Genomic DNA, 23582 nt, shown 5'->3' with positions numbered 1-23582 from the left:
CGCCCCTTACCTGTACGCCACATCAAGGAAGGTCATTCCTATGAAGATGGCGAGAATTAAAAAACACATGAATACGATAAACTTAATAAATCTATCTTCGTATTTCAGGTGCATGAAAAACAAAATTACAAACAGGGATTTCGTTGTGGCAAGCACAAGCGCAACCACCACTTTGAAATAGCCGAAATCCACCCTTGTTGCCGCCACTGTGATAAATGTGAGCAGAAGAAGGACGGCAAGAATATATGTGAGCAGTTTAACGCTGAGAACGTGACCGTTGTGTTCTGACATATCTCAAACCTCCTTCTACAGAACCAGATAAAACAGCGGGAAAAGGAATATCCACACCAGATCCACTATGTGCCAGTAGAGTCCTGCGTTTTCCAACTTAACAAAGTCGTCCTGCCTGATCGCATCCTTTTTAAGGAAATGGATCATGAAGCCCATTACTGTCATGCCGATGATAACGTGTATCCCGTGGAGACCCGTCATAACATAGTACAGACCGAAGAAGATGTTCTCCCCGTGGGGAAGCTCCGCAAGGTGGGGCGAGGTGGGGTATATGCCGTGTCCGAACTTCGCCTTCCACTCAAAGAACTTGTTAACGAGGAAAAACAGCGCCATAGCCATTGTGAGCCATGTGAAAAGAATCGCCTTCTGTTTGTCGCCTCTCTGGATAAATGATATGGCAAGGGCGATGAAATAACTGGACACGAGAAGAACAACCGTGTTCAGCGTGCCGATTATCACATTGAGATCTTTTCCGGCGTCATGAAATTCCTGCGGATATTTAGACAGAAAAACCGAGTACAGAACAAAGAGCCCGCCGAAGAGCAGCACTTCCGTAAAAAGGAAGAGCCACATGCCGAGCTTTGCGCCCTGATAATCCTTATGAACGTGGCTACTCATCTCTCTCTACCCCCTTGTAGCTGTATGGTTTGCCGGAGGTATCAGGCTCCTTGTCAAAGTTAAGAAGTGGGGGAGGCGAGGGAACCTGCCATTCGAGAGTTGCACCGCCCCAGGGGTTGCGTCCTATTTTTTTGCCGCGTGTTATGCCTCTGTAGAGGTTTACAAACATTATCAGAAGCCCGACGGCAAGGATCCACGAACCGATGGTCGAGATCAGGTGCCCGGTCTGATACTGGGGCAGATAGTCATAATATCTTCTGGGCATGCCCTCAAGACCTATTGCGAAAAGAGGGAGATAAAGGGTGTTAAAGCCCACAAAAAGTATTCCGAAAGCCCAGTTGGCTATTTTTTTATTGTACATTCTTCCATAGAATTTCGGCAGCCAGAAATGCAGAGCGGCAAAAAGCCCGAAGCCTGTCCCGCCGAATATCACATAGTGGAAGTGGCTTACAACGAAATAGGTGTCATGCACATGCACATCTGTTCCCGCTGAGCCGAGGATAAGCCCCGTAAGACCGCCTATGGAAAAAAGAAATATGAATCCCAGTGCGTAGACAAGGGGAGGTTCGATAATTATGGAGCCTTTGTACAGTGTTGCTACCCAGTTGAAGACCTTTATGGCGGAGGGTATGGCAACAATGAATGTGAGCAGTGAGAAGATAAGCACTGCTGTATCACTCATGCCTGATGTAAACATGTGGTGCGCCCAAACCAGTGACCCTGCGAAAGCGATCATAAGGCTTGATACGGCTATCGCCTTGTAGCCGAAAATGCTTTTACGGGCGAAAACAGGTATAATATCGCTCACAACGCCCATGGCGGGAAGTATCATTATATACACCGCAGGGTGTGAGTATATCCAGAAAAGGTGCTGATAGAGAATCGGGTCGCCGCCCTTGTTCGGGTCAAACAGTCCGACTCCCAGAACCCTTTCAACGAATATAAGAAGAACTGTGATCCCCAGAACAGGAGTTGCAAGAACCTGAATCCAGCCTGTTGCGTAGAGCGACCACGCAAAGAGGGGCATCTTGGTCCACGTCATCCCGGGCGCACGGAGGCGGTGGATAGTGGTGATGAAGTTTATACCGGTGAGGATAGATGAGAAGCCGAGTATAAAAACCGCAAGCACCGCAACGTTTACATTGGTTGTTGTGAACTCGCTGAAAGGCACGTAAAAGGTCCATCCTGTGTCCGGTGCTCCTCCGCCTGTGAAGAGAGAGAAGAGGGCAAGCACTGTTCCGATGAGGTAAAGCCACCATGAAAACAGGTTAAGCCGTGGGAAGGCAACATCCTCCGCACCGAGCTGAATTGGCAGCACAAGGTTGCCTATTGCGGCGGGAATGCTTGGTATCACCACTATAAATATCATGATCACCCCGTGCAGGGTGAAAACAGCGTTGTATGTCTGGGCTTCCATTATGTCTTTGCCGGGGGCTATAAGCTCAAGCCTTATGAGAAGACCGAGGCAGACGCCCACAATAAACATTCCCAGCACCATGTAGAGATACATAAGCCCGATTCGCTTATGATCCGTTGTCAGAAGCCAGCTCAGTATCCCTTTACGGTCACTGCCCGAGTCTTTAAAAAAACTCGGTAACGTGCTTGTATTATTATTCATTTCTTGATCCTCCCGAGTTTTTAGTTAATTGCCAAGTCCGCATCCTGCGGCTTGTCTTTTTCGCTCACGCCTTGGTGAACAAGGCTTCGCTTCGCACGGCGGCGGTACATCCATGTACCGCTAAAACTCGGTAATGCGGTTGTATTATTATTCATTTTTTGGTCCTCCCGAGTTTCCTTACTTCTTTTTCTTTTTGCCGCCGAAAACGAGAAATGCGGCGAAAGCGGCGAGGGTGACGAGAATAACCACGCCTGAAACCTTCATAATATCAAAGACATATTTTTTCCCTTCCGGATCGTAGCTGAAGCAGAAAGAGACAATCTTCTTCACAGAAAGACCGGGTTTTTCGTTTTCAGCTTCCACCACAGCCATTGTAAGCTCGAAGGGGAGAATCTTTGTTCCGTACAGATAGCGTATTATTTTTCCTGTGGGCGAAACAGCAAACACGGCAACAGGGTGGGCGAAGTCTCTGTCGACTCTTTTAAACCTGTAGCCTGCCGAATCAAGGAAAGCTTTTATATTATCATGTGTTCCTGTGAGAAATATCCAGCCTTCAGGGTTTATTTTGCCGTCTGCCGCTTTCAGATAGTTTCTTTTTTTATCTGCGGCTATCTCCGGCGTGTCCATGTCGTCAAAGCTGAATGATATTACCTGATAAGTTTTGCCAGGCTCCATCTTTATCTGAGGAATAATTGATGAAAGGTTGGACTGTAAAAAATTGCAGACATTCGGGCAGTTGAAATAAACAGGCGCAATAATAGTAGGCTTGTCGATCAGGTCTCTCATTGTGACTGTTCTGCCGTCTGAATCAGTAAACGGAATATCAAGGGCGATTATTTCACCCAGTTTTTCCGTAACGCCGACATCACTCTGAGTTTCCGGAGAAGCCTCTTTATGTACGTGTTCCTCTGTCTTATCCCCGTCCTTGCCGTGATCATGCTCTGCTCCCCAGATAGGGAGACAGAGCGCAAAAACAGCAAAAGCAATTAAAAGCTTTTTCATGTCGTTTGTCAGAACTTGGAGATATAATCAGCAAGAGCCTTTATATCTTCGGGTGAGAGGTTGGCGACCATTCTCTGCATGGTGGCTTTTTTCTCTCCGCCGAATGAGCCGTCCTTATAGCCTGTAAGCATTTTTTCAATGTCTGCAGCACTGTGTCCTTTCAGGGCCTCTTTTGCTCCCGCAGGGACTTTTGTGCCGTCTGCTCCGTGACATGCCTTACACTTATTGTAAAGGGCTGCGCCGTCAGACGCTGCAAATGCGAAGACGAAAGTTGTTACGATAAATGCGGTTGCTAAAAGTGTTTTTTTCATTTTTTCACCTCTTTTGAAAAGAAAGTACTGAATTAATTTTACACTGAAAAGGTATTAGATCAAATGGGATTTTCATAATTTTACAAGTTTAATAGGATATGAGAACAGGCTAATAACCATAGTTGTGAACTTTTCTGCCGGAGTCGGTACTAAGCTTAAACAGGAGGGTTTGTTATGAAGTTAAAAGTCATTTTTACGGTGTTTATGATAATGGCGGCTGTAAACGTATTTGCCGGAGTGCCGGCGCTGGAAGGGTGCGAGGTTGTTTCTGTCAAAACAGGAAAGGACTCGGCGAAGGACATAGCCCGCCTTCACGGGAAAGAGATTGAGTTTCAAAGCTCTTATGTAGCCGAATATAAATGCGGAGGAGAACAGGCTGTGATATGGGCGTCTTTTTCCAAAACAAAGGATGAAGCTGAGGAACTGTTTAAACAGATGGATGATAAAATGCCCTCAAGCAAGGTTTTCAGAAGCCTGATGAGAATGAAAACAGACGGGCTTGATGTGGCGTATGTAACCGGGATGGGGATGGATAACTATTATTTTCTTGATGGCAAAGGTAATTACTGGCTTGCTGCAACCGGGAAGGATACTGTTTTGATATTAAAGAAGCTTACGAAAACTCTTCGATAGAATCATTAAGAAGCATTACGGAACAGCCGATCGCAAGAAGGTCGGCTGCGCCGCCCATTGTTAGCCTTATTTCCTTGTAGAATCTGTTTCTTTTCTGAAGCCATTCAACATGGGTATCTGAAATGAGACGTTCGGCAAGCTCTTTTCCGTCTTCTTTTATTATTTTAAGTCCCTTTGCTCCGCACCTGTGCAGGGCGGTGGTGTCTTCTGCGGTCTGCATTATTTCAGCCAGCCCTGCGAATCTGGTTCGTTTGGTGCATCCGTTTTTTTTATATTCGTCCTCCATTGCCGGGAGAGCATGCTTAAAAACTGACGGCATTCCGTTAAGGCATTCGGTGATTATTCCGCCTGTGCTATAGGTTTTCCGTGCGGTTTCTCCGTTGGATTCGGGCAGGTTTTCAGCGAAAAATTTCCGTGCTGTTTTAGCTATTTCGTCTTCAAGGTTTCCGCCGCTCAGGCAGGCAATGAGAACAAGACCGCTTAAAAATATATAGCCCTTGTGAGCGTTGCTTCCGCATATATCAATCATGCGCTTTTCCGCCTCAAGTCCTGTTCTGCGCAGTCCGGCGACGTCTGCACCGTTTATGGCTTCTTGGGCAAGTTCTTGATAATATTGGGGAAGAAGGGACACTGAGAGAAGCATGCCCGCATAGGAGAGATCATCATGTGATCCGCTGTCAAAGGCATCCACAAGTCCCGGTTTCGGGGTGAGATCAAGCTCTGCTTTTGCTCCTGCCGTGAGGCAGTCAGATATATGAGTTAAATCCGCTGATAAGTTTTTCAGCAGCTCTGACTGATTCTTCATAGGTGTGTCTCCCCGTCCGGATGCAGTCTGCGGCAATTTGCCTGCATATCAGGCATTGTCTCCTGCCTATGCCCGCTTCCGTCCTCCCGAATGCTTTGCCGCCGCAGTAAATATCAATGTCCAGCAGGCGGCAGAAAGGGTAAAGCTCTTCCAAGCCTACCCCTGCCTTTTTTGTTTCGGCCGGGTGCAGGGCAGTTTTCATAAAAACCGCTCTGCCCGCCGTATCTTCAATTACCTTAAGTGTTTTTATCTGAATCATTTTCTTTAGCTCAGACTCAGCCCACGATACTATGCCGTCCGCCCTGTGCTTATGTTCCCCCGGCATGTTGGAGGAGATCATCACAAGGCATCCGTCACCGCCATCGAGCTCAGTTACGAGCTGCCATCTGGCGTCTCTTGCCTGAAGAAGCTTATTCCTTAACTCTTCTGACTGAGTCAATTATGCTTCCGTCCCTGTATTCCACAAGGGCAATTACATCATCTGTAAATTCCACTGGTCTGGGCACGCCTGTTATCTGGGTGATCTCTTTACGGAGGTCATGTATATCTTTGACGGGCATTTTAGCTTTTATCAGTTCTTTTTTCAGGTCTTCGTGCTTGCTGTTGACTGCTATACCTCTTTCCGTAACGATTACATCAATGTTTTCACCTGGAGTGGTTACAGTAGTTACCTGATCGAGGATGATCGGCAGGCGTCCTCTTATGGAGGGTGCGACTATGATCGCAAGCTTTGCCCCGGCGGCTGTGTCGGTATGTCCGCCTGTGTTGTGGAGCAGGTATCCGTTTGATTCGGTATTCACGTTTACATTGAAATCAACGTCCACCTCTGTTGCTCCGAGGATTACCGCATCGAGCATGTTCACCACGGCTCCGCAGTTAAACGGGTTGGCGTATGTATCTGCGCTGATTTCCTGATGGCACATATTTTTGCTGATGGATTCCACTGCTCTGAGATCGAAGCACTGAACATCAAGGAGGGTCTGGAAAAGACCTTCCTCAAGCATATCAACAAAATAGCCTGTGATACCACCGGAGCCGAAGGAGCCTTTTATCTTCTCCTCAAGCATCATACGGCGGACATTGTCCGCAACGGCGAGGGAAGTTCCGCCTGCTCCGGTCTGAAAGGAGAATCCGTTTTTAAGCAGACCGGAAGCCCTGATAACTTCGGCGGCGTATTTTGCTATCATAAGCCCGATAGGGTCTTTGGTGACTCTTGTTGTTGTGGAAACGATCTTTTTCGGATCGCCCAGGCTCTCCACCTGAACCACATAGTCAATGCAGGTCTGCGGTATGACGACGGGGCATACGGGGTAGGGAACGAGGTTGTCCGTAACGGCAACAACTGTTTTTGCATAACGGGCATCAACGTGGGAATAACCGAGGCTGCCGCATGCGGACGGACCAAAGTATCCGTTCATATTACCGTATTCGTCACAGCAGGGAGCAGCAACAAACGCCACATCCACAACCACTTCGCCTGTCATCATGGATCTTGCCCTTCCGCCGTGGCTGCGGACTATAATCGGGCAGTCGATCTCGCCTTTGGAGGCGGCTTCGCCGACAGGTCCGTTTACTCCACATTCAAGGCTTGTGATCACGCCCTTCTTGATGTAGGGGATGATCTCCGCATGGACAGGGTGAACAGAGCTTGAGGCTATGGTTATGTTTCTTATACCCAGTGCATCTATCTCTTTTACTACCTGATTAAGAAGGAAATCCCCGTTTCTCAGGTGGTGGTGGGTTGCTATTGTCATTCCGTCCTTAAGACCTGAAGCTATTATAGCCTCACGGAGTCCGCTAAGGAGCTTTTGCTCGCCGGGGCGCACAATCTTAACCGGACGGGCATATTCTGCTCCCTGCGGGGTGAGCAGGGCTTCGGAGTTATAGGGAGTGCGTTTTATTCCGTTAAAGGTTTCAGGCACATATCTGCCCAGACTATTTAGTGCCATAGATCACCTCGTCAGATATTTCATAGTCCACAAGTCCAAGAGATGCGGCGGTTTTGAGTACGTTTGATGAACGTTTTACAATGGGGGCGTCAATCATTTTGCCTCTGAGGGAGATAACGCCTGTTCCCATTTCCCTTGCTTTGAGGATAGCGTCTATCACTTCAAGTGCAAAGTCTATCTCCTCCTTGGTTGGAGCAAAAACCTTATGGACTACATCTATCTGTCTGGGGTTGATGAGCGATTTGCCTGTGAAGCCGAGTCTCTTGCTGAGGCGCACCTCTTTCTCGAAGCTTTCCTCATCATTAACATCGGGGAAGATAGTGTCTATAGCCTGAATTCCTGCCGCTTTGGCAGCCCACACAACACGGGTTCTGGCGTGGAACAGTTCCTCGCCTGTCTTGCTTCTTTCTATTCCCATGCTGGCTGTGTAGTCTTCTGCTCCGAAGGCGAGGGCAATTACCCTTGAGGAACATCTTGCTATCTTAATGCAGTTGATTACGCCGAGGGCGCTTTCAATAGACGGAATAATTTTAAACTTGCCTATCTCTATTCCTAAGTTTTCCTCGCACTCTGTGAGGAAGGTGTCAAGCCTTTCAACAATCTCCGGAGTGTCTGCTTTGGGCAGGCGCACTCCGTCCGGCAGGGCGGGGAGAACTGTTCTTAAGTCATCAAATCCCCACTCTGTATCCAGAGGGTTTATGCGGTAGAAAATCTCTTTATTTCTTTCTTTATAGCCTTCAAGAAAACTGCGGACAAGAAGCCTCGCCGCATCCTTTTCATTGAGAGGCACTGCGTCTTCAAGGTCTATAAACACGCAGTCGCAGTTGAAAATAGGGATGTTCTGAAGCATAGACGGCATGTTGCCCGGAACATAAAGCAGTGTTCTTCTTAATGCTGCTGCGTCACTCATATTCTTCCTCAATAAAGATTGTGGCGGTTCCGCCTGTTTTTGAGTAGTGGCGTTCTATGCCTTCGGCACGGAGTTCGGATACCATTATCTCGCAGGATGCGAAAACCTTTGCTGTGAAGAGGTGTCCGCCTATGACCTCGCCGGATGATTTGGACATCTGTATATGCAGGTGGCAGTCGGGATTTCCTTCGGCGTCAGGGAAGAAGTTTCCGTTAAGCCCCAGAAGCTCAAGGGGTCCTTCAACATTGTGAACCGCCATTCTGGGAACAGTGATGGGAAGCTTTGCTCCCGCCTTAATACCACGGAATTTGACATCTGTTACTGAACCCACGGCAGATACTATTACTGCGTGATCCAGACCTATCTCACGGATAGTATCGGTGAGCTTTTCCACAAGCTCCTCACCCTGCTGAATCTTGATGATAAAGGTGCGGAGAAGCTTTGCTTCCTTATACCATACAGCTTTCATGCTTCCTGCTCCTGCGCACGGCTTATGACAGCCTCAACCCTCGCAGATATGGCGTAGTCAAGCGCTCCTCTGTCCTTAATGCGGAAAATCCCGGATGTGACATTCATTCGCTCAATCACTTCGGTGATTTTAGCCCTTATGAGGTGTTCATACTGTTTTGCCACGGTGGAATCTATCTCGATGATGAGTTCATCCCCCGGTTCGGCGAAGACCATAATGTCGCTTGACTGCATGGTTCCCGCCTGCGCTCTTCTTGCGATTTTCATTTTTGCCGTCCTTTATTTTGAGCTTTTGGAAAATTTATCAAATCTTGCCCTGAGCATATCCTTATTTTTTAAAAGGTATTCATAGGTAGCTTCGGGAACAAGGGTTTTCATTTCTTCGTGTTTACCGTCAAAGAGAAGCCTGCGCACTGTTGATGCGCTGATCAGGGTTTCGCCCGCTGTTTTGCGCTCTATCTCCACAAGCTTGATGCCGTATTCGGGCATAAGGCGTTTCATTGCCTCGTTATAAAGCGAAGTAAATTCGCATACAGGCTCTTCGCCCACATATCTTTTTATTATATTAAATGCCGGAGCAATATGCTGTCCGAATATGCGTAAATCTGTTTCTATCTGCTGTTTTGTGACCTGTTCTTTGTTTTTGAGGAAGTATGAGGGGAAAGTGATGCGGCTTACTGCATACTCACCGGAGGGGATAACATAAACATTTTTAAGCTCGGCAGTGCCCCTGCGCACAAGGTCAAGCCTGTCATGATAAGGGACGATTGACTTATCCTCCTGCACAACGAAGACATAAACAAAGTCAGATTCTTTGGCAGCGGTCTGAATAAGGAATCTGTGCCCCTTTGTGAAAGGGTTGCAGTTCATTACCAACCCTGAGTTTCTGCCCCTTCGTGAAAGATTACGCAGGTTTTCCAGATAGCTTTTGATGTTTTTGCCGAATTCCAGTACCGCAACCTTATCCGTGGTGCATAAAGGGGTGAAGTTGAGACTCTCAAAATGGAAGGTGTACATGGGTTTTGTGAATACAAAGAGATGGTCGTGACCTGCCTGAAAAGCGTCAGTGATAAGAGCGTTGATAATTTCGGAGAATGCCCCTGTATTCTGGTATTCCTCATCCACGGCGACCATCTTGAGAATGTTATGGTCTCTGGCTCCTGAGGCGATGAGCCTTCCGTCTTCGTATATGCCCAGAAATACTTCATGGGCGGGGTCGTAATCAAGTCCCGCATCTTTCAGAAGACTTACGGCTTCACGGATCTGTGCTTCGCTTGTGATATAGCTGTGCATGTCCTACCTTATGGCATTTTCAAGACAAGTATATAGCACTGTTTTGTTTTAAGGGCAACGGGTCAATAGAATAATTATAGATTTTTCTTATCCGGTGTATCAGAATAATGGATTAATATATTTTAGTACTTATGTTTTCTGCTTTTATTTCAGTTACTTCTACCCCTCCGCAGCTTGATTTTACTATGCGGTTTATCTTAATCATAAGGTTATATGAACCGGCATTATGAAATATCATTGAAAGTGTGCCGTTATCGTTTATAAGCCTTACTCCTTCTTCGGGGATCGCTGTCAGAGTGTAAAACTCTCCGCCGCCGATTTTTGCTTCGGGTATTTCTATATCCGTTTTCAGCGTTGTTCCTGACTTTGCTGTATAGTCCTCCGCTATGGCTGTTGACAATGGAAGCAGCAGGATAAAAAGAAGGAACATCTTCATACAAAAACCTCGAAAAAAAGACACACCGGGCTCTCATGCCCGGCTGTCAGATGTATCATAAATCTTTTTTGTTCAGAACAAGTTTTGGCTTAACCGCTTCCACAAATCTCGTGGAGGGGTTTAATTCCTCAAATTTATCAAATCCTACCGGATACTGTTTAACATAATCGGGCAGTTTTTCTTCTGTAAGCTCAATCAGAGTGATCGCTTTCGCCGGACATCCCTGAACACAGGCGGGAAGAAGACCCGCATCAATGCGTTCAACGCACATGCTGCATTTTTCCGCACGCTGCAATTCAACGTTGTCAGCGGGTGCGCCGTATGGGCAGGCTTCTATGCACTGACGGCAGTAGATACATTTATCTGATGAGTGAACCACTACACCGTCCTTCTCACGTTTTACGTGGGCACCGACGGGGCACACCTCAACACATATAGGAGTTGCGCAGTGGTTGCAGGCAAGGGAATAAAAAGCTCTGTCTCTGTGCGGATAGTCATTTTCCTCAAGGGGTTTCAGCTTTCTCCACACAACTCCTTTTTCCTGATGGTACTGGTTTTTACAAGCCATGGCACAGGAGTAGCAGCCGATACACTTTTTAGAATTTACAAGGAATGCAAGCTGTTTTTTCATCTGTAATCTCCTCACGCTTTCTCTATGCCGGCAAACTGGTCATGCAGAGCAACACCCGGAGCGCCTGTTTTAAATGTTCCCATGTCTGAGGACTCATCATCCACAAGTTCCTGAACATTGAAATCCGTTTTTCCGCCGAACCATGCCTCATACAGCACAAGAACATCTTCAGCCACTATGTCGGTTACCCTTGCCTTGAGGGTTACGCTTCCTGTTTTGTTGACAACCTTAACCGGTTCGCCGTCTTTAATGCCCTTTGCCGCCGCCGCAGCGGGATTGATGTAAACAAAGGGCTCTGGGTTAAAGTCACGCATTATGTCAATATTGTTGAACTGCGAATGCAGGGCAAACTGAGTGTGGGGAGTGAGAACACGAAATTTATCGTAAGCTTTTCTCGGAGCTTTGTATTCCGGCAGTTTGGTATGTCCGTATTCGGCTGCGAGGTCGGAGCTGAATTCGTATTTGCCGGAAGGTGTTCCGAACTTCATTTCATTCCATGATGCGCTGGATGGGAGCTGTGCCTTGCGTGGTCCGTTTTTAAGATCCTCCCAGCTCTCAATACCGAAAAGCTTGTGTATGCCGTCGTTAAACTCTTTTTCCATCCAGACTTTAGTGTCTGTGATCTGGGGGAATGTGCATGAGCCTGCTTCAAGTTCATTCATTTTCTTTGAGAGCATAGCGGCTATCTGAAGGTCGGATTTTGCTTCATACTGTTCGGGGATAGCCTTTTCGTTTAAGCCTATCCAGTAGTGCCAGTAAGATACGTTGACAGTGTATTCCTCAAAAAGTGTGGTGCAGGGGAGGACTATATCGGAGTTCTGCACAGTTTCATTGAAGAACTGGTCAACGGTGACTACCATCTCAAGCTTGTCGAATGCCTTTTTAAGCTTATTGCGGTCAAAGTCCTGACCGAAGGGGTTTTTACACGCAACCCAGAGAAGCCTTATGGGCGGTTCGTTTGTTGTGAGTATGGATTCGGCTATCTTGTTGATGTTTATGGTTCTGTCGGAGTATGCCGCCTGTGCTTCGCCCTCCGGTCCGTGAAATTCGCTCTTGATCTTGTCTTTTCCGAGATAACCCACAGAACCTTCAGGCTGTTTCTGAACCATGGCGTTGTAGTTGAAGCCCCATGTGTGCAGGTGTCCGTATCTGGCTCCGCCGCCTTCGATGCCGATGTTGCCTGTCATTGCGACTACAGCGTCAATGGCACGTACATTAACACCGCCGTTTGCATGCCGCTGAAGACCGTAGCCCGCCCAGATTGTCGCAGGGCTTGCCGATGCGAATTCCTCCGCAATCTGTCTGATAACATTTGCCGGAACGCCGGATTTTTCCGCCGCCCATTCAACTGTCACATTCTTTTTCAGGTATGCGGCAAACTCATCAAAACCTTTGCTGTGTTTGCTTGTAAATTCTTTGTTGTAAAGCTTTTTATCAAGTATATGCCTTGCCATGCCGAGGGCGAGTGAGCCGTCTTCGGATGTTTTGACTCTTATGTAAAGGTCGGCTTTTGCCGCTGTCTGAGTCATTATGGGGTCGATAACAACAACCTTTGCTCCTCTTTCCTGAGCTTCATAAACAAACTTCATGGAGTGTACAGAGTTCCAAGCAGGGTTGCCCCCCCAGATTATTATATATTTCGCCTTGACTATGTCTTCGGGGTCATTGCACCACATATTGCCCATGTCAAAGTTCTGTGCATCGATACCCGCAGGCCAGCAGGGTGTGCCCACAAACCTTGTGGTGTATCCTAGGGAACTCATCATGCCCTCCACGCCGTAGTGTGTTATGCCGAAGTTGCCGGAATATTTATCCAGCGCCATGCCGAGGAGCGAGCCGTCTTTCTTTTTTATTTCGAGTATTTTGTTGGAGATTTCTGTCAAAGCCTCGTCCCAGCTTATTCGTTTCCAGTTTCCTGTTCCCCTGCCTATCTGTTTCATAGGGTATTTGATCCTGTCCGGGCTGTATACTCTTCTGGGATAGCTGAATCCTTTCACACAGAGCGCTCCGCCGGTGAATGTTGATTCCTTTGCCCCTTCAACAAACCGGAGAACCCCGTCCTTTACGTAGCTTTTGATGCTGCATGTGTCGTAGCAGTTTCTCGGACAGGCATTACGGAAAGTTTCGTAGTCTCCTTCATAATGGGTTCTTTCCCATTCTGCCGCCTGAAGAATGCCCGCAGGGAGAGAGGAAAGTATGCCTGCTGCTGCCGCACTTTTAAGGAATGAGCGTCTGCTCAGGGGACAAACTCCCCCTGTTTTCAATAAATCCTTTTTCATATTTTCTCCTTTGACATCACCAGCGATGTCACCTCGTTTTTGATCCACTCATCAAGCATGCACAGAACATGCATAACCGCCGAGGATTCATCTGCATGAGAACCTGCTCTTTCGGTAAACAGAGGTATCCACATGTACATGTGCATTGCGGTGAGCTGTTCGTACAACTCAATAAAGTTTTCATCAACCTCCGCAAGCCGCTTTAATATGCAGCATGCGTCCAGTTCCACAGGGAGAAGGTCTTCGGGGATTGAGCCTCTGTTTGACAGACTCAGACCTGCAGCTGTGTATATTTCTCTTACTTTTTCAGTGATTCTGCCGTTGGTGTGTCTCTCAGGATCAAGATAAACTGATGCTGTCATAGGGGCTTCGGGGGATGCGGGACCTACGAAAAGTCTGTTGAACAGAAATTCCTCGGCTTCCCAGTCAATGTTTTTTGTCAGACCGCATTCTGTGTCTGTTATGCGGGCATATGCTTCCTGCATTTTTTCTTTTGTGCCGTAATGAAAAAAATTCCGGAAGGCTTCAATCCGTTTAATTGAATCCATAGCCATACCTCGTATGTTTGAAGGTATGATAATGCCTGTTTGATGGGTATTAAATGTGGGGAAAAGGGTATTTATCGGGTATGCGTTTATACCCGATGAGGTGTTTATCTGTTGTTGAGATAGGTAAAAAGGCTAATGTCTCTGCCGCTTAGACCCAGCTTCTTGCGGATGTTTTTTCTGTGAGTTTGCACTGTATCAAATGAAATATTCATGCTTTCCGCTATCTCTTTGCTGTCAGAACCGGACTGAATGAGCTGGCATATCTGTATTTCTGCTTTGGTAAGCTTCGCCATATTCACAGAGTTCAGGCTTCCTGTCTCCTCTGTGAGCCCTGCGAGCAGGTCTTTAATTATGCCTGAGTATATTGTTCTGATCTCAGGATTATCCTCTGCCGTCAGCTTCTGAACAGAGGGGATTATATTTGTAACTATCTTCTGGGAGATAGTAAGCATCATCTCCTCTTTCTCTCTGTCTATGGTTTTCAGCACATTGCGGAGGGTTACGTTCATCTCCTCCGCCTTGACCTTCTCTTCTTTCAGGTGTTCTTCCATAGCCTTCTGGCGGGTGATATTGCGCACTATGATGTGGATAAAGTCTCCGCTGCCCATCTGAAACCTGTTCAGAGTTATGCTGGCGGGAAAGGTTTCGCCTTTTGCCGTTACTCCGTTGAATTCGCCGTTCCATATTTCGTCCTGGGCTATTATCACAGCGGATCTCATTGCATCTATGCTGTCAGGATGGATGAAGCGCACACAGCTTTTTCCTTCCATGTCTTTTTCTGGCAGACCGAATATTTCGGCAGCTTTACTGTTTGCCTGTAAGATTCTCAGGCTGATGTCGGTGAGGATTATTCCTTCACCGGCAGAAGTGAAGAGAGAGCGGAACAGTTTCTCTGATTCTGCCAGCTCCTGTGTTCTCTGACTTACTTCCTGCTCAAGCTTCATGCGCTGGTCTGCAATGTATGTTATGTCATTGAGAACAATAACGTAACCTTCTGATGCTAAAGATACTTTTTTGAGTGGAATGATTACGAGCGAGTATATTGATTTGCCGTCCGGCATGCGGATTTCATGGGTTTCGCCGGAGAGGAAAACAGAAAGAAATTTGTGAAAGCTCATTTCCGGTTTGAGGCTCTCCATTACATTGCTTCCTATGGCTGTGGCACCGAATCTGTTCCTTGCAGAGGCGTTCATTTCCAGTATCTGCCCGTTTTCCGAAACGGTGATGAACAGATCGGAGGCAGATTCAAGAATGTTTTCATATTTATTTTTAAGAAGAGTTAGCTCTCTGTTTTTATTCTGGAGGATGGTTGCGGTTTCTGCGGCATTTCTTGAATGCCATTCCCCGACGGCAAGTGTTTCCATCGAGTCAATTATGCGGCGCAGTTCAATGTAGTTTTGTAGTTTTTCCGCCGGTTCAGCGTCATATTTCAGGATTATATCTTCAACAGCGTGGAGGAGTGTTTTGAAGCACCCGAAAAAATATTCTTCTCCGATCCCCCGCTCATAGTGCCTGTGTGCTGATTTCAGCAGAAATTCGGCAACATTTCGTCCGTTTTTCAAAAGCTCCGGAAAATCCGGTTTGAGCCCCTGATTGATATACTCTCTGACAGGTAAAATGACACCGTGCAGGCTGAGTATGCAGTCTTCCCGTTTTGCCGTTGTATGCTCAAGATAACCGGCGCTCTTCATGCGCTCTGTCCAGTTTATCAGAAAAGCTTCCGTCTCTGCGATTATATGCTCAAGGAGATTTTTCAAATCAAACGACCCCCCGTATCTTAATTAAGAATGATTTAATAATCACAATAAATCAACCGGAAATTAGCACGGTAACGTTCTGCTTCTTGGAGTATAACGAGAGACCGCCCCATCGGCGGGGCGGTGTTTTGTCTTTATCCTTCTTTTTCTGTGGTTATATCCGGGTATGATTCCATGTGAGGCTTTATTGCTCTGCCCAGCCAGTCAATGGTTTCCCCTATGTGCCTCATGTTTGCCAGACCCTCTTTATCCTTTTCAACATCCCCTTTGTGGAGTCCGTAAACCATGTTCCAGTATGTTGAACCGGGAATTATCATCCTTGAGATCATAAAAAGATGGTTGATGGTGTCAACTGTGTGAATTGAACCGCCCCTTCTCACAGCGGAGACACCTGCGCCTATTTTACCTTTCAGTGCGTTGCCGTTTGCCATCGCCACAAAACCAGCACGATCTATGAGGGCTTTTATTTCTGCTGTTACATCTGCAAAATAAGTGGGCGAACCTATGATTATTGCATCTGCCTTAAACATTTTAGCGATAACAGGGTTAAGATCGTCATCAATTATACATGTGCCGTCCGCTTTCTTAAAACAGGCTCCGCAGGCAGTGCAGCCTCTGATGTTCTGTCCGCCGACTGTCTCCATTTCTGTTTCCCAGCCTTTGGCTTTCAGGGTCTCCAGAACAGTGTTGAGTATTATGCTGGTGTTTCCGTTTTTGCGGGGGCTTCCGCATATCGCAAGTGCATACATCCGGTTTGTTCCTCCTAGATTGCGTTTCTTTTTATTCCGCTTATTTCATATTTTGTTGCTTCGGGCTTTCCCACAAGTACATCAGGGAAGACGGAAAAAAGTTTTTTGATGTGCGGCTGTTCTCCGTGGAGGGCAAGATCCTCTTCAGATTCCCATATTTCAAACATGGCGGCCTGTGTTTTGTCGCCTGTAAATGTCAGCTTGTAGGCAGTGCATCCTTTTTCTTCTTTTACAAGGGGGTATATTTCGGAATAGATTTTATATAGTTCATCCGCCTTCCCCTCTTTAAGTTTCATTTCCACATGAAGTACAAACATTTCGTACCCTCCTTCCTTTAATAATTCAATGTCTGCATCTTCTGCATCAGGTGCGCAGGAGATAATTTTTAGTCTTGATGAAAGAAAATATAGTAGTAATATTGTTTTTACAAGTACGGTATTTTTTTTCATGTACTTACATTTAGTATAGCAGGTGTATTATGGGTTTTTGTAAAGTCAAGGAATTGGACGGAAAATTATACAGATGTTATTTCGAGCTTACGGTGCAGGTTTTGTCCGGAAAATGGAAAGCACTGATCCTCTACAGGCTTGCGGTTGATCCTGTTCTCCGCTTCGGAGAGCTTCGTAAGAGCATGCCGGAGATAACTGAGAGAATGTTGAGCAAGCAGTTAAGGGAACTCGAAGGGGATGGTCTTATAAGCCGTGAGGTTTATAATCAGATTCCGCCGAAGGTAGAATACAGACTTACGGAAATAGGTTCCAAACTGATCCCTATTCTTATGATGATGAAGGAGTGGGGTGCGGAATACGAGGAACATCTCGGTGGCAGAGGGTTATTCTGTTCTTCTGAGTATGAACAGCCTGAACAGAAAGCCATAGCCGAATAACAGATTATAAAAAAAGCGGCACCGTTAAAGATGCCGCCTTTTAAGATATTTCTATGCTTGCAGAGTTAACTACATAGCGTCAATAATTGAGTTGAATGTTGCGCTGGGGCGCATTTCTTTAACTGCTTTTTCAAAAACAGGTCTGTAGTATCCGCCTATGTCAGAGGGTCTGCCCTGAGCAGCGTTGAGTTCTTCATTAATCTTAGCTTCGTTTTCAGCAAGTGCTTTTGCAACGGGAGCAAACTTAGCTGCTGTTTCCTTGCATTTTGTCTGAGCGGCAAGCGCCTGTGCCCAGTAGAGAGCAAGGTAGAAGTGGCTGCCTCTGTTATCAAGTTCTTTAACCTTACGTGAGGGTGATTTGCCGTTTTCAAGCACTTTACCCACAGCCTGATCAAGAGTTTCAGCAAGCAGAGCCGCTACGTCATCTTTGAATACTGCTGACATATGCTCCAGTGAAGCTACAAGAGCGCAGAACTCGCCCAGTGAATCCCATCTGAGGTGACCTTCCTTAAGGAACTGTTCAACGTGTTTGGGTGCTGAACCGCCTGCTCCTGTCTCGAAAAGACCGCCGCCGTTCATAAGGGGAACGATGGAAAGCATTTTTGCTGATGTGCCCAGTTCAAGTATGGGGAAAAGGTCAGTGAGGTAGTCTCTGAGAACGTTACCGGTTACGGAGATTGTATCAAGCCCTTTTCTTATTCTTTCAACTGAGAAGTTTATAGCATCAACGGGAGTCATGATGCGGATATCAAGCCCTGTTGTGTCGTGGTCATTGAGATATTTTTTAACTTTTTCGATGATCTGCGCATCGTGTCCTCTTGCGGGGTCAAGCCAGAAAACAGCGGGAGCGCCTGATGCTTTTGCTCTTGTAACAGCGAGTTTAACCCAGTCCTGAATGGGAGCGTCTTTTGCCTGGCACATTCTGAAGATGTCACCAGTTTCAACTTTCTGCTCCATAAGAACCTTGCCGTCTGCATCAACAACACGGACAACGCCTTCGCCTTCTGATATGAAGGTTTTGTCGTGTGAGCCGTACTCTTCCGCTTTCTGAGCCATAAGACCAACGTTGGAGACACTGCCCATTGTTGCGGGGTCAAACTGACCGTTTTTCTGGCAGTCCTCGATGATTGCCTGATACATTGTTGCGTAGCATCTGTCGGGAACCATAGCTATAGTGTCGTGGAGTTTGTTGTCGGGTCCCCACATCTGACCGCCGTCACGTACTACGACAGGCATGGACGCATCGACAATAACATCATTGGGAACATGAAGGTTTGTTATGCCGTTGTCTGAGTCAACCATAGCAAGTTCGGGGTTTGTTTTATAAACAGCCATGATGTCAGCTTCGATTTCTGCTTTTTTGTCAGCGGGAAGCTTGTTGATTTTTGCATAAACATCGCCGAGACCGTTGCTTGTGTTAACGCCGATTTCTTTGAAGGTTGCTGCGTGTTTTGCAAACACGTCTTTGTAGTAAACCTGAACAGCGTGTCCGAACATAACGGGGTCGGAAACTTTCATCATTGTTGCTTTAAGGTGAAGAGAAAGAAGAACGCCTTCTTTTTTGGCTGCTTCTATCTGCTCTGCGTAGAACTTACGGAGAGATGCAACGTTCATTACGGATGAATCTATAACTTCGCCTGCAAGGAGAGCTGTTTTTTCTTTAAGAACTTTTGCGCTGCCGTCTTTAGCAACGTATTCTATTTTTACGTTTGTGGCTGCGGGAACTGTAACTGATTTTTCGCTGCCGTAGAAGTCGCCGCCGGACATGAATGCAACACGGGTTTTAGAAGGTTTCGGCCACTGTTTCATCATTCTGTGGGGGTGTTTTTTTGCATGTTCTTTAACGGCTGCTGCTGCTCTTCTGTCGGAGTTGCCTTCACGGAGAACAGGGTTAACGGCACTGCCGAGAACTTTTGCATATCTTGCTTTTATCTCTTTTTCAGCGTCAGTTTTAGGCTCTTCAGGGAAATCGGGCACTTTGTAGCCTTTCTCCTGAAGCTCTGCTATCGCTTCCTGAAGCTGGGGGATGGATGCGCTGATGTTGGGGAGTTTTATTATATTTGCTTCGGGTTTAAGGGAGAGTTCGCCGAGCTGAGAGAGGAAATCGGGGATTTTCTGCTCTTCCGTGAGGTAGTCGGGAAAGTTGGCAATGATGCGTCCTGAAAGTGAAATATCTCTTGTTTCAACAGAAATGCCTGTGCCTTTTGTGAAAGCCTGAACTACGGGGAGCAGCGAATAAGTCGCCAGTGCGGGTGCTTCATCAATCTCGGTCCAGATAATCGTTTTGTTAGACATAATCTCTCCTTGATGGTAATATTTTGCTATCTCAATGACCGCTTTTTATATAAGCGGTTCAATTATTATAACAGTATTTTTTATTTTCAACTGTATACAGTATACAGTTATAATAAAGCTTGCCGATTGTCAATCAATATTAGCTTCTGCAATGTTATAACATTATTTATTTTTGAAAATGCCAGTGTTATCAAGCCGGAGAAAGAAAGCGTTGAAAGAGCGTGAGACCTTCCGCAGTGAGGTGTATTAAAAATGAGCGTACGCTCTTTTTTTGAGATAAGGGGCAGTTATGGCTTTAGGTGTGTTCGCAGGTACATCAGGGAGTATGATTTTGTTTACTCGCTTTCTTCCTTCCATATTATTACACGGTTTCTGCCTTCATTTTTTGCTTTGTAGAGAGCGTCATCAGCTTTTTTAAGGGCATCGTCCAGAGTGTCTTCCTGCGTTGGTACGGATGAATATATTCCTGCGCTGATTGTCAGAGTGGTGCGCATGTTTTCCATTTCTATAATTTTCTTTTCAATTTCAATACGGATATTTTCTATGCGGTTGGCGAGGGTGTCTTCCCCTGTGTTGGTTATAAAAACCGCAAATTCTTCTCCTCCGAAGCGTGAGCAGGCGTCAGTCTGCCTCTGGAAATGGCGCAGAAGTGTTTTGCCCATTTCCTGAAGGCTTCTATCTCCGAAAAGGTGCCCGAAGGTGTCATTAACCTTTTTAAAGTGGTCAATATCAATTATAGCCACAGAAAAGCGTATTCCGTTTCTCTGGCATATATTAAAAGCCTGCTGGCTGCTTACTGAAAAGAAACGCCTGTTGTAAAGCCCCGTGAGGCTGTCCTTGTCGCTGAGTTCCTGAAGCCTTATGTTTGCTGCTTGAAGTTCTTTGTTCAGCTTCCTGAGCTTGCCCGACCAATAAGCAATAACGGCGGCTATGACTGCGAATATGCCCATTATGCGCCAGAAAAGTCTGTGGTCAAATCCTTGGTCATAGCGGATACTCATCCATTTTCCGGTAATAGCGTTTCTGTCCTCTTCGCTTATGGAATCCACAAGCTTCTGAAAGATTCTTGCAAGCTCAGGTTCATCGTTTCTGGCAGCTATGCCTAGCTCCCAGTCCTGTTCAAGCCTTCCGGATATTTTTATATCAACAATCTTCTGCTGCTTAATCTGATAGCCTATGCCCGCCATGGTTCCGATTGCTCCGTAAACCTCCCCTTTTTGCAGGAGAGCTATGCTTTCCGCATCGTTTTCCACTTCAATAAGCTTGAGATGCGGGTATTTCTTTTTAAGCATTTCTGTAATGGCGTAGCCTTTTACGGTGGCGAAGCTTTTATCCAGAACATCATCTATTTTGTCGATGAAAGGGTCATTTATGGATGTTGCAATCACTGTAGGAATAACAAGATATGGAGAAGTGAAGTTGAAATATTTCATCCTTTCCGGTGTACGCATTGCCAGTGAAATTATATCGCATTCTCTATTCTGCCCTTTTATAAGGGTTTCTGCCCATGTTTCAGTGGGAACTATGTGAATCTGTATGCCGGAGTTGCTCTGCATAAGTTTGATAAAATCTGCTGCTATGCCCGTATGACGCTTGCCGCCTTCAAGTTTTTCAAAGGGCATCCAGTCAGGGTCAACACACATCCGTACTATCTTTTTTCTTTCAAGGTATTCCTTTTCCTGATCAGTAAATGCCAGAGCCGGACGTTTGATCTCATTTAGCTGCGGCACAAGCCACTGATTTTCCAGCAATATTTTATCTTCCTGGCTTATGCTTGCGAGAGCTTTTGTTATAATACTGTGTAGCTCAGAAAGCTTAGGGTTGACCCCGAAGCGGAGGTCTTCAACCGTTCTCTCGTCGGAGTTGAATTCGCCGCCAATGGTTACATTGAGAAGAGCATATTTCTTTATCATGCTGCTGCCGGAATTAAGTGAAGTTATAATAGCGTCAATTTTACCGAAGGAGAGATCTTTGAACATCTCATCCCTTGATATATATTCCTTTAATTCTCTGAGTTTATCTTTATTTATAAGATCCTTGAAGAAAATCCCTTTTGTTATGCCTACTTTTTTGCCATCCAGAGATGAAGTGTCAGTGTATTTTCCAAAATCGTCCCTGATAAAAACATAACTGGGGATGCGGGCGTATTCATCTGTGAAGAGAGTGAACGCTTTCCTCTCTTCTGTCATGGATATGTCTGCAATCATGTCCGTTTTGCCGTCTCTGAAATCATTCAGTATAGCTGACCAGGGTTTTATATTGTATGCGAAGTCTATTCCTGTGCGGCGGCTGATTATTTTCAGAAGAGCATCTGTGTAGCCCATGATCTGTTCATTTGATGCGAAACTGAACGGATAAAAGTCGGGCAGCATGCCCACAGAAACCGATGGGCGTGAACGGATGAATGATTCCTCTTCCGGTGTGAGTTCTATGCTTTCCGCTGCGCTGAAAACCTGTCCGTTATATATTGACCAGAGCCTCTCAAGCTTGTCTTTTCTTGTTTCCGGCAGTGCTTTTATAGATTTGTTGATTATTCCCGCAAGAACAGGATTTGTCTTCAGAACTCCGATACGGAGATCCTCATCTTTCAGCCCTTCAAAATTTAAAGTCCCTACGGAGACTATGTTAGAAAATGTGTTTTCCCTTGCTATGAACCGCCCGCCGAGTTCGCTGACAAACACCGCATCAACCCAGCCAAAAGCGAGAGACTTTATCATGTCCACATTATTATTATATTCCAGAAGGTTCAGGCGTTGTTTCTTAAGTATCTCTGAGTAGAAGATATCTTTGATATAACCGGTTTTAAGCCCCATCAGAGCAATTAGATTGTCGCCGGGTTTTATTCCGGAGTCATTGCGGACAAACACGACAGTTCTTCTTATGTGGTAGGGAACACTGAATAAAATGTATTTTTCCCTTTCCGGTGTGTATGATATTTCGTTTATTGCATCCAGCTCACCGTTGAGGAAAGAGTTGTAAATATTTGTCCAGTTCCCCATTTTATATTCAATTCTGAGTCCGCTGATTTCCTGAATCATGCTCATGAAGTCGATGGAGTAGCCTTTTATGTTTCCGTTTCTGAAATAAGTATAGGGTTCGTTGCTGTCAACAACCCCGACTGTGATTGTTTTTTTATCCTTTATGTATGCCTGCTCTTCCGGCGTGAAAATATTACTTTCGGCCGATGCGTTTAAAGAATAAAAAAAGACCAGCAGGATAAGGACAGCGAAGCTGTTTATGGTTCGGTTCATTAATTCAGTTTCTCCGGATATTCTTTGTGTATAAACGGTCGTAACAGACAGATGATTTATGTTATTTTAATACTTATAGATTATTAAAGCAAAGAATTTTGATTACCCGGCTCAAAAATGTCCGTTTTTCGGATAAAGTTACATTTTCTTAACGTTTATTTACAATTAATGTCCATAAAAATCTTGACATCATGACCCCTCGGTCGTAGTTTGACTGCTTAGTCATATTATGACTGGGAAGTCAATAAAGGGAAACGGATGAACTTAAAGAAAAGAAAAGAAGTTTTGGACAACCTTTTTAAGGAAAGAATTGTCAAGACAGTTATAGAACTGATTAGGGAGAACGGATGCATAACCATGGAAGAGGCGGCCAAAAAATCGGGTGTCTCCAAGGGTTCTCTTTATAACTATTTTGATAATAAGGAAAGCCTTATGGAGTATGTCCATGCTGAGATGGTAGAACCTTTGGAAAAAAGATTCCGTGAAATACGCGAAAGCAGTATGAGACCATCTGAAAAACTTATGGCGGTATTTGAGGATATCTTCGATGTTAATGAAGAAGTATGCCTCTATTTCCGTTTTCTGGATTCACACCGTACAGTGGAGGAGGATGCAAAGGATACACATTATTTACTGCTTGAGCCTCTGTCCGAAATCTTTGAAGCAGGGATCAAGGCGGGAGAATTTGTGAATGTTGATCCATATATTCTGGCAAACACTTTTACCGGGATGGTTATAGGCACATTTGGTTCGTACGGTTATAGAAACATAACTGATGACGGACTTAAAAATGCCAAAGAGGAAATGTTGAAGCTGGTAAAAAGGCTGATAATCACATAGGAAGGGATATTG

Annotated in this window: 24 protein-coding genes; 3 read left to right on the top strand and 21 right to left on the bottom strand. The window is 45.7% G+C overall.

Annotated features, from left to right (window positions below):
- Positions 1–6: 6 nt before the first annotated feature.
- From ACYRYY_RS05370 to ACYRYY_RS05350, 5 genes are all read right to left on the bottom strand, one after another.
- Complete coding sequence (locus tag ACYRYY_RS05370; RefSeq protein WP_460214538.1) at positions 7–291, bottom strand: cytochrome C oxidase subunit IV family protein; 285 nt, start codon at positions 289–291, stop codon at positions 7–9.
- A gap of 15 nt (positions 292–306) precedes the next feature.
- Positions 307–909 carry a cytochrome c oxidase subunit 3 family protein gene (locus ACYRYY_RS05365; RefSeq protein ID WP_460214536.1) on the bottom strand — a complete coding sequence of 201 codons (603 nt, stop codon included), beginning with the start codon at positions 907–909 and terminating at the stop codon, positions 307–309.
- Positions 902–2527 (bottom strand): cytochrome c oxidase subunit I, encoded by a 1626-nt coding sequence (gene ctaD, locus ACYRYY_RS05360; protein WP_460214535.1) that lies wholly within the window; start codon positions 2525–2527, stop codon positions 902–904. Before ctaD ends, ACYRYY_RS05365 begins: the two co-directional genes overlap by 8 nt.
- A 177-nt stretch (positions 2528–2704) precedes the next feature.
- Entirely contained in the window at positions 2705–3529 is an 825-nt protein-coding gene (locus tag ACYRYY_RS05355) for an SCO family protein (protein WP_460214533.1), read from the bottom strand.
- Positions 3530–3537: 8 nt separating this feature from the next.
- Positions 3538–3840 carry a c-type cytochrome gene (locus ACYRYY_RS05350; RefSeq protein WP_460214532.1) on the bottom strand — a complete coding sequence of 101 codons (303 nt, stop codon included), beginning with the start codon at positions 3838–3840 and terminating at the stop codon, positions 3538–3540.
- 174 nt (positions 3841–4014) lie between these two features.
- Here ACYRYY_RS05350 and ACYRYY_RS05345 point away from each other — a divergent pair, with 174 nt between their 5' ends.
- Positions 4015–4473: a hypothetical protein gene (locus ACYRYY_RS05345; RefSeq protein WP_460214530.1), complete on the top strand. Its 459-nt coding sequence runs from the start codon at positions 4015–4017 to the stop codon at positions 4471–4473.
- Here the strand turns inward: ACYRYY_RS05345 and ACYRYY_RS05340 are convergent.
- The 14 genes from ACYRYY_RS05340 to ACYRYY_RS05275 form a co-directional block, all read right to left on the bottom strand.
- The gene (locus ACYRYY_RS05340) at positions 4454–5278 is read right to left on the bottom strand and encodes a triphosphoribosyl-dephospho-CoA synthase (RefSeq protein WP_460214528.1); all 825 of its coding nucleotides are present in this window, start codon (positions 5276–5278) and stop codon (positions 4454–4456) included. The two genes, ACYRYY_RS05345 and ACYRYY_RS05340, sit on opposite strands and share 20 nt — an antisense overlap.
- On the bottom strand, positions 5220–5717 hold the full coding sequence (locus ACYRYY_RS05335; protein ID WP_460214527.1) for a citrate lyase holo-[acyl-carrier protein] synthase: 498 nt from the start codon (positions 5715–5717) through the stop codon (positions 5220–5222). The genes ACYRYY_RS05340 and ACYRYY_RS05335 overlap by 59 nt, the downstream gene beginning before the upstream one ends.
- Positions 5689–7227: a citrate lyase subunit alpha gene (gene citF / locus ACYRYY_RS05330; protein WP_460214526.1), complete on the bottom strand. Its 1539-nt coding sequence runs from the start codon at positions 7225–7227 to the stop codon at positions 5689–5691. The genes ACYRYY_RS05335 and citF overlap by 29 nt, the downstream gene beginning before the upstream one ends.
- Entirely contained in the window at positions 7214–8137 is a 924-nt protein-coding gene (locus ACYRYY_RS05325; RefSeq protein WP_460214525.1) for an HpcH/HpaI aldolase/citrate lyase family protein, read from the bottom strand. Before ACYRYY_RS05325 ends, citF begins: the two co-directional genes overlap by 14 nt.
- Positions 8130–8606, bottom strand: a complete 477-nt coding sequence (locus tag ACYRYY_RS05320) for a PPC domain-containing DNA-binding protein (protein WP_460214523.1) — start codon at positions 8604–8606, stop codon at positions 8130–8132. Before ACYRYY_RS05320 ends, ACYRYY_RS05325 begins: the two co-directional genes overlap by 8 nt.
- Entirely contained in the window at positions 8603–8872 is a 270-nt protein-coding gene (gene citD / locus ACYRYY_RS05315; RefSeq protein WP_460214522.1) for a citrate lyase acyl carrier protein, read from the bottom strand. Before citD ends, ACYRYY_RS05320 begins: the two co-directional genes overlap by 4 nt.
- A 12-nt stretch (positions 8873–8884) precedes the next feature.
- The gene (citC, locus tag ACYRYY_RS05310) at positions 8885–9898 is read right to left on the bottom strand and encodes a [citrate (pro-3S)-lyase] ligase (RefSeq protein WP_460214521.1); all 1014 of its coding nucleotides are present in this window, start codon (positions 9896–9898) and stop codon (positions 8885–8887) included.
- Between the two features lie 112 nt (positions 9899–10010).
- Positions 10011–10334, bottom strand: a complete 324-nt coding sequence (locus ACYRYY_RS05305; RefSeq protein ID WP_460214519.1) for a hypothetical protein — start codon at positions 10332–10334, stop codon at positions 10011–10013.
- 55 nt (positions 10335–10389) lie between these two features.
- On the bottom strand, positions 10390–10965 hold the full coding sequence (locus ACYRYY_RS05300; RefSeq protein WP_460214518.1) for a 4Fe-4S dicluster domain-containing protein: 576 nt from the start codon (positions 10963–10965) through the stop codon (positions 10390–10392).
- Positions 10966–10976: 11 nt separating this feature from the next.
- Complete coding sequence (locus ACYRYY_RS05295) at positions 10977–13244, bottom strand: molybdopterin-dependent oxidoreductase (RefSeq protein WP_460214517.1); 2268 nt, start codon at positions 13242–13244, stop codon at positions 10977–10979.
- Positions 13241–13792, bottom strand: a complete 552-nt coding sequence (locus ACYRYY_RS05290) for a TorD/DmsD family molecular chaperone (protein WP_460214516.1) — start codon at positions 13790–13792, stop codon at positions 13241–13243. The genes ACYRYY_RS05295 and ACYRYY_RS05290 overlap by 4 nt, the downstream gene beginning before the upstream one ends.
- Positions 13793–13896: 104 nt before the next feature.
- Positions 13897–15549, bottom strand: coding sequence for a PAS domain S-box protein (locus ACYRYY_RS05285; RefSeq protein ID WP_460214515.1), 1653 nt, complete (start codon positions 15547–15549; stop codon positions 13897–13899).
- Between the two features lie 134 nt (positions 15550–15683).
- Complete coding sequence (locus ACYRYY_RS05280; RefSeq protein WP_460214514.1) at positions 15684–16298, bottom strand: flavodoxin family protein; 615 nt, start codon at positions 16296–16298, stop codon at positions 15684–15686.
- A gap of 14 nt (positions 16299–16312) precedes the next feature.
- The gene (locus ACYRYY_RS05275; protein ID WP_460214513.1) at positions 16313–16615 is read right to left on the bottom strand and encodes a putative quinol monooxygenase; all 303 of its coding nucleotides are present in this window, start codon (positions 16613–16615) and stop codon (positions 16313–16315) included.
- 161 nt (positions 16616–16776) lie between these two features.
- Between ACYRYY_RS05275 and ACYRYY_RS05270 the strand changes: the two genes are divergently transcribed.
- Positions 16777–17184: a winged helix-turn-helix transcriptional regulator gene (locus ACYRYY_RS05270; RefSeq protein ID WP_460214512.1), complete on the top strand. Its 408-nt coding sequence runs from the start codon at positions 16777–16779 to the stop codon at positions 17182–17184.
- A 69-nt stretch (positions 17185–17253) separates the two neighbouring features.
- Here ACYRYY_RS05270 and ACYRYY_RS05265 read toward each other — a convergent pair whose 3' ends face one another.
- Positions 17254–19479, bottom strand: a complete 2226-nt coding sequence (locus ACYRYY_RS05265) for an NADP-dependent isocitrate dehydrogenase (RefSeq protein ID WP_460214511.1) — start codon at positions 19477–19479, stop codon at positions 17254–17256.
- A 335-nt stretch (positions 19480–19814) separates the two neighbouring features.
- A complete protein-coding gene (locus ACYRYY_RS05260; protein ID WP_460214510.1) occupies positions 19815–22730 on the bottom strand; it encodes a transporter substrate-binding domain-containing diguanylate cyclase in 2916 nt (971 codons plus the stop codon).
- A gap of 258 nt (positions 22731–22988) precedes the next feature.
- On the opposite strand from ACYRYY_RS05260, the gene ACYRYY_RS05255 reads away from it, so the two are divergent.
- Positions 22989–23570: a TetR/AcrR family transcriptional regulator gene (locus tag ACYRYY_RS05255; RefSeq protein ID WP_460214509.1), complete on the top strand. Its 582-nt coding sequence runs from the start codon at positions 22989–22991 to the stop codon at positions 23568–23570.
- The last annotated feature ends 12 nt before the right edge of the window (positions 23571–23582 follow it).

The organism is Geovibrio sp. ADMFC3 (assembly GCF_054687035.1).
The sequence above is the reverse complement of the archived record's forward strand: the minus strand, read 5'-3'. Positions and strand labels throughout refer to the sequence as shown.

Coding starts and splice junctions, on each gene's coding strand:
- ACYRYY_RS05370 (WP_460214538.1), bottom strand. CDS start 291: ATGTCAGAACACAACGGTCACGTTCTCAGCGTTAAACTGCTCACATAT.
- ACYRYY_RS05365 (WP_460214536.1), bottom strand. CDS start 909: ATGAGTAGCCACGTTCATAAGGATTATCAGGGCGCAAAGCTCGGCATG.
- ctaD (WP_460214535.1), bottom strand. CDS start 2,527: ATGAATAATAATACAAGCACGTTACCGAGTTTTTTTAAAGACTCGGGC.
- ACYRYY_RS05355 (WP_460214533.1), bottom strand. CDS start 3,529: ATGAAAAAGCTTTTAATTGCTTTTGCTGTTTTTGCGCTCTGTCTCCCT.
- ACYRYY_RS05350 (WP_460214532.1), bottom strand. CDS start 3,840: ATGAAAAAAACACTTTTAGCAACCGCATTTATCGTAACAACTTTCGTC.
- ACYRYY_RS05345 (WP_460214530.1), top strand. CDS start 4,015: ATGAAGTTAAAAGTCATTTTTACGGTGTTTATGATAATGGCGGCTGTA.
- ACYRYY_RS05340 (WP_460214528.1), bottom strand. CDS start 5,278: ATGAAGAATCAGTCAGAGCTGCTGAAAAACTTATCAGCGGATTTAACT.
- citF (WP_460214526.1), bottom strand. CDS start 7,227: ATGGCACTAAATAGTCTGGGCAGATATGTGCCTGAAACCTTTAACGGA.
- ACYRYY_RS05325 (WP_460214525.1), bottom strand. CDS start 8,137: ATGAGTGACGCAGCAGCATTAAGAAGAACACTGCTTTATGTTCCGGGC.
- ACYRYY_RS05320 (WP_460214523.1), bottom strand. CDS start 8,606: ATGAAAGCTGTATGGTATAAGGAAGCAAAGCTTCTCCGCACCTTTATC.
- citD (WP_460214522.1), bottom strand. CDS start 8,872: ATGAAAATCGCAAGAAGAGCGCAGGCGGGAACCATGCAGTCAAGCGAC.
- citC (WP_460214521.1), bottom strand. CDS start 9,898: ATGCACAGCTATATCACAAGCGAAGCACAGATCCGTGAAGCCGTAAGT.
- ACYRYY_RS05305 (WP_460214519.1), bottom strand. CDS start 10,334: ATGAAGATGTTCCTTCTTTTTATCCTGCTGCTTCCATTGTCAACAGCC.
- ACYRYY_RS05300 (WP_460214518.1), bottom strand. CDS start 10,965: ATGAAAAAACAGCTTGCATTCCTTGTAAATTCTAAAAAGTGTATCGGC.
- ACYRYY_RS05295 (WP_460214517.1), bottom strand. CDS start 13,244: ATGAAAAAGGATTTATTGAAAACAGGGGGAGTTTGTCCCCTGAGCAGA.
- ACYRYY_RS05290 (WP_460214516.1), bottom strand. CDS start 13,792: ATGGATTCAATTAAACGGATTGAAGCCTTCCGGAATTTTTTTCATTAC.
- ACYRYY_RS05280 (WP_460214514.1), bottom strand. CDS start 16,298: ATGTATGCACTTGCGATATGCGGAAGCCCCCGCAAAAACGGAAACACC.
- ACYRYY_RS05275 (WP_460214513.1), bottom strand. CDS start 16,615: ATGTTTGTACTTCATGTGGAAATGAAACTTAAAGAGGGGAAGGCGGAT.
- ACYRYY_RS05270 (WP_460214512.1), top strand. CDS start 16,777: ATGGGTTTTTGTAAAGTCAAGGAATTGGACGGAAAATTATACAGATGT.
- ACYRYY_RS05265 (WP_460214511.1), bottom strand. CDS start 19,479: ATGTCTAACAAAACGATTATCTGGACCGAGATTGATGAAGCACCCGCA.
- ACYRYY_RS05260 (WP_460214510.1), bottom strand. CDS start 22,730: ATGAACCGAACCATAAACAGCTTCGCTGTCCTTATCCTGCTGGTCTTT.
- ACYRYY_RS05255 (WP_460214509.1), top strand. CDS start 22,989: ATGAACTTAAAGAAAAGAAAAGAAGTTTTGGACAACCTTTTTAAGGAA.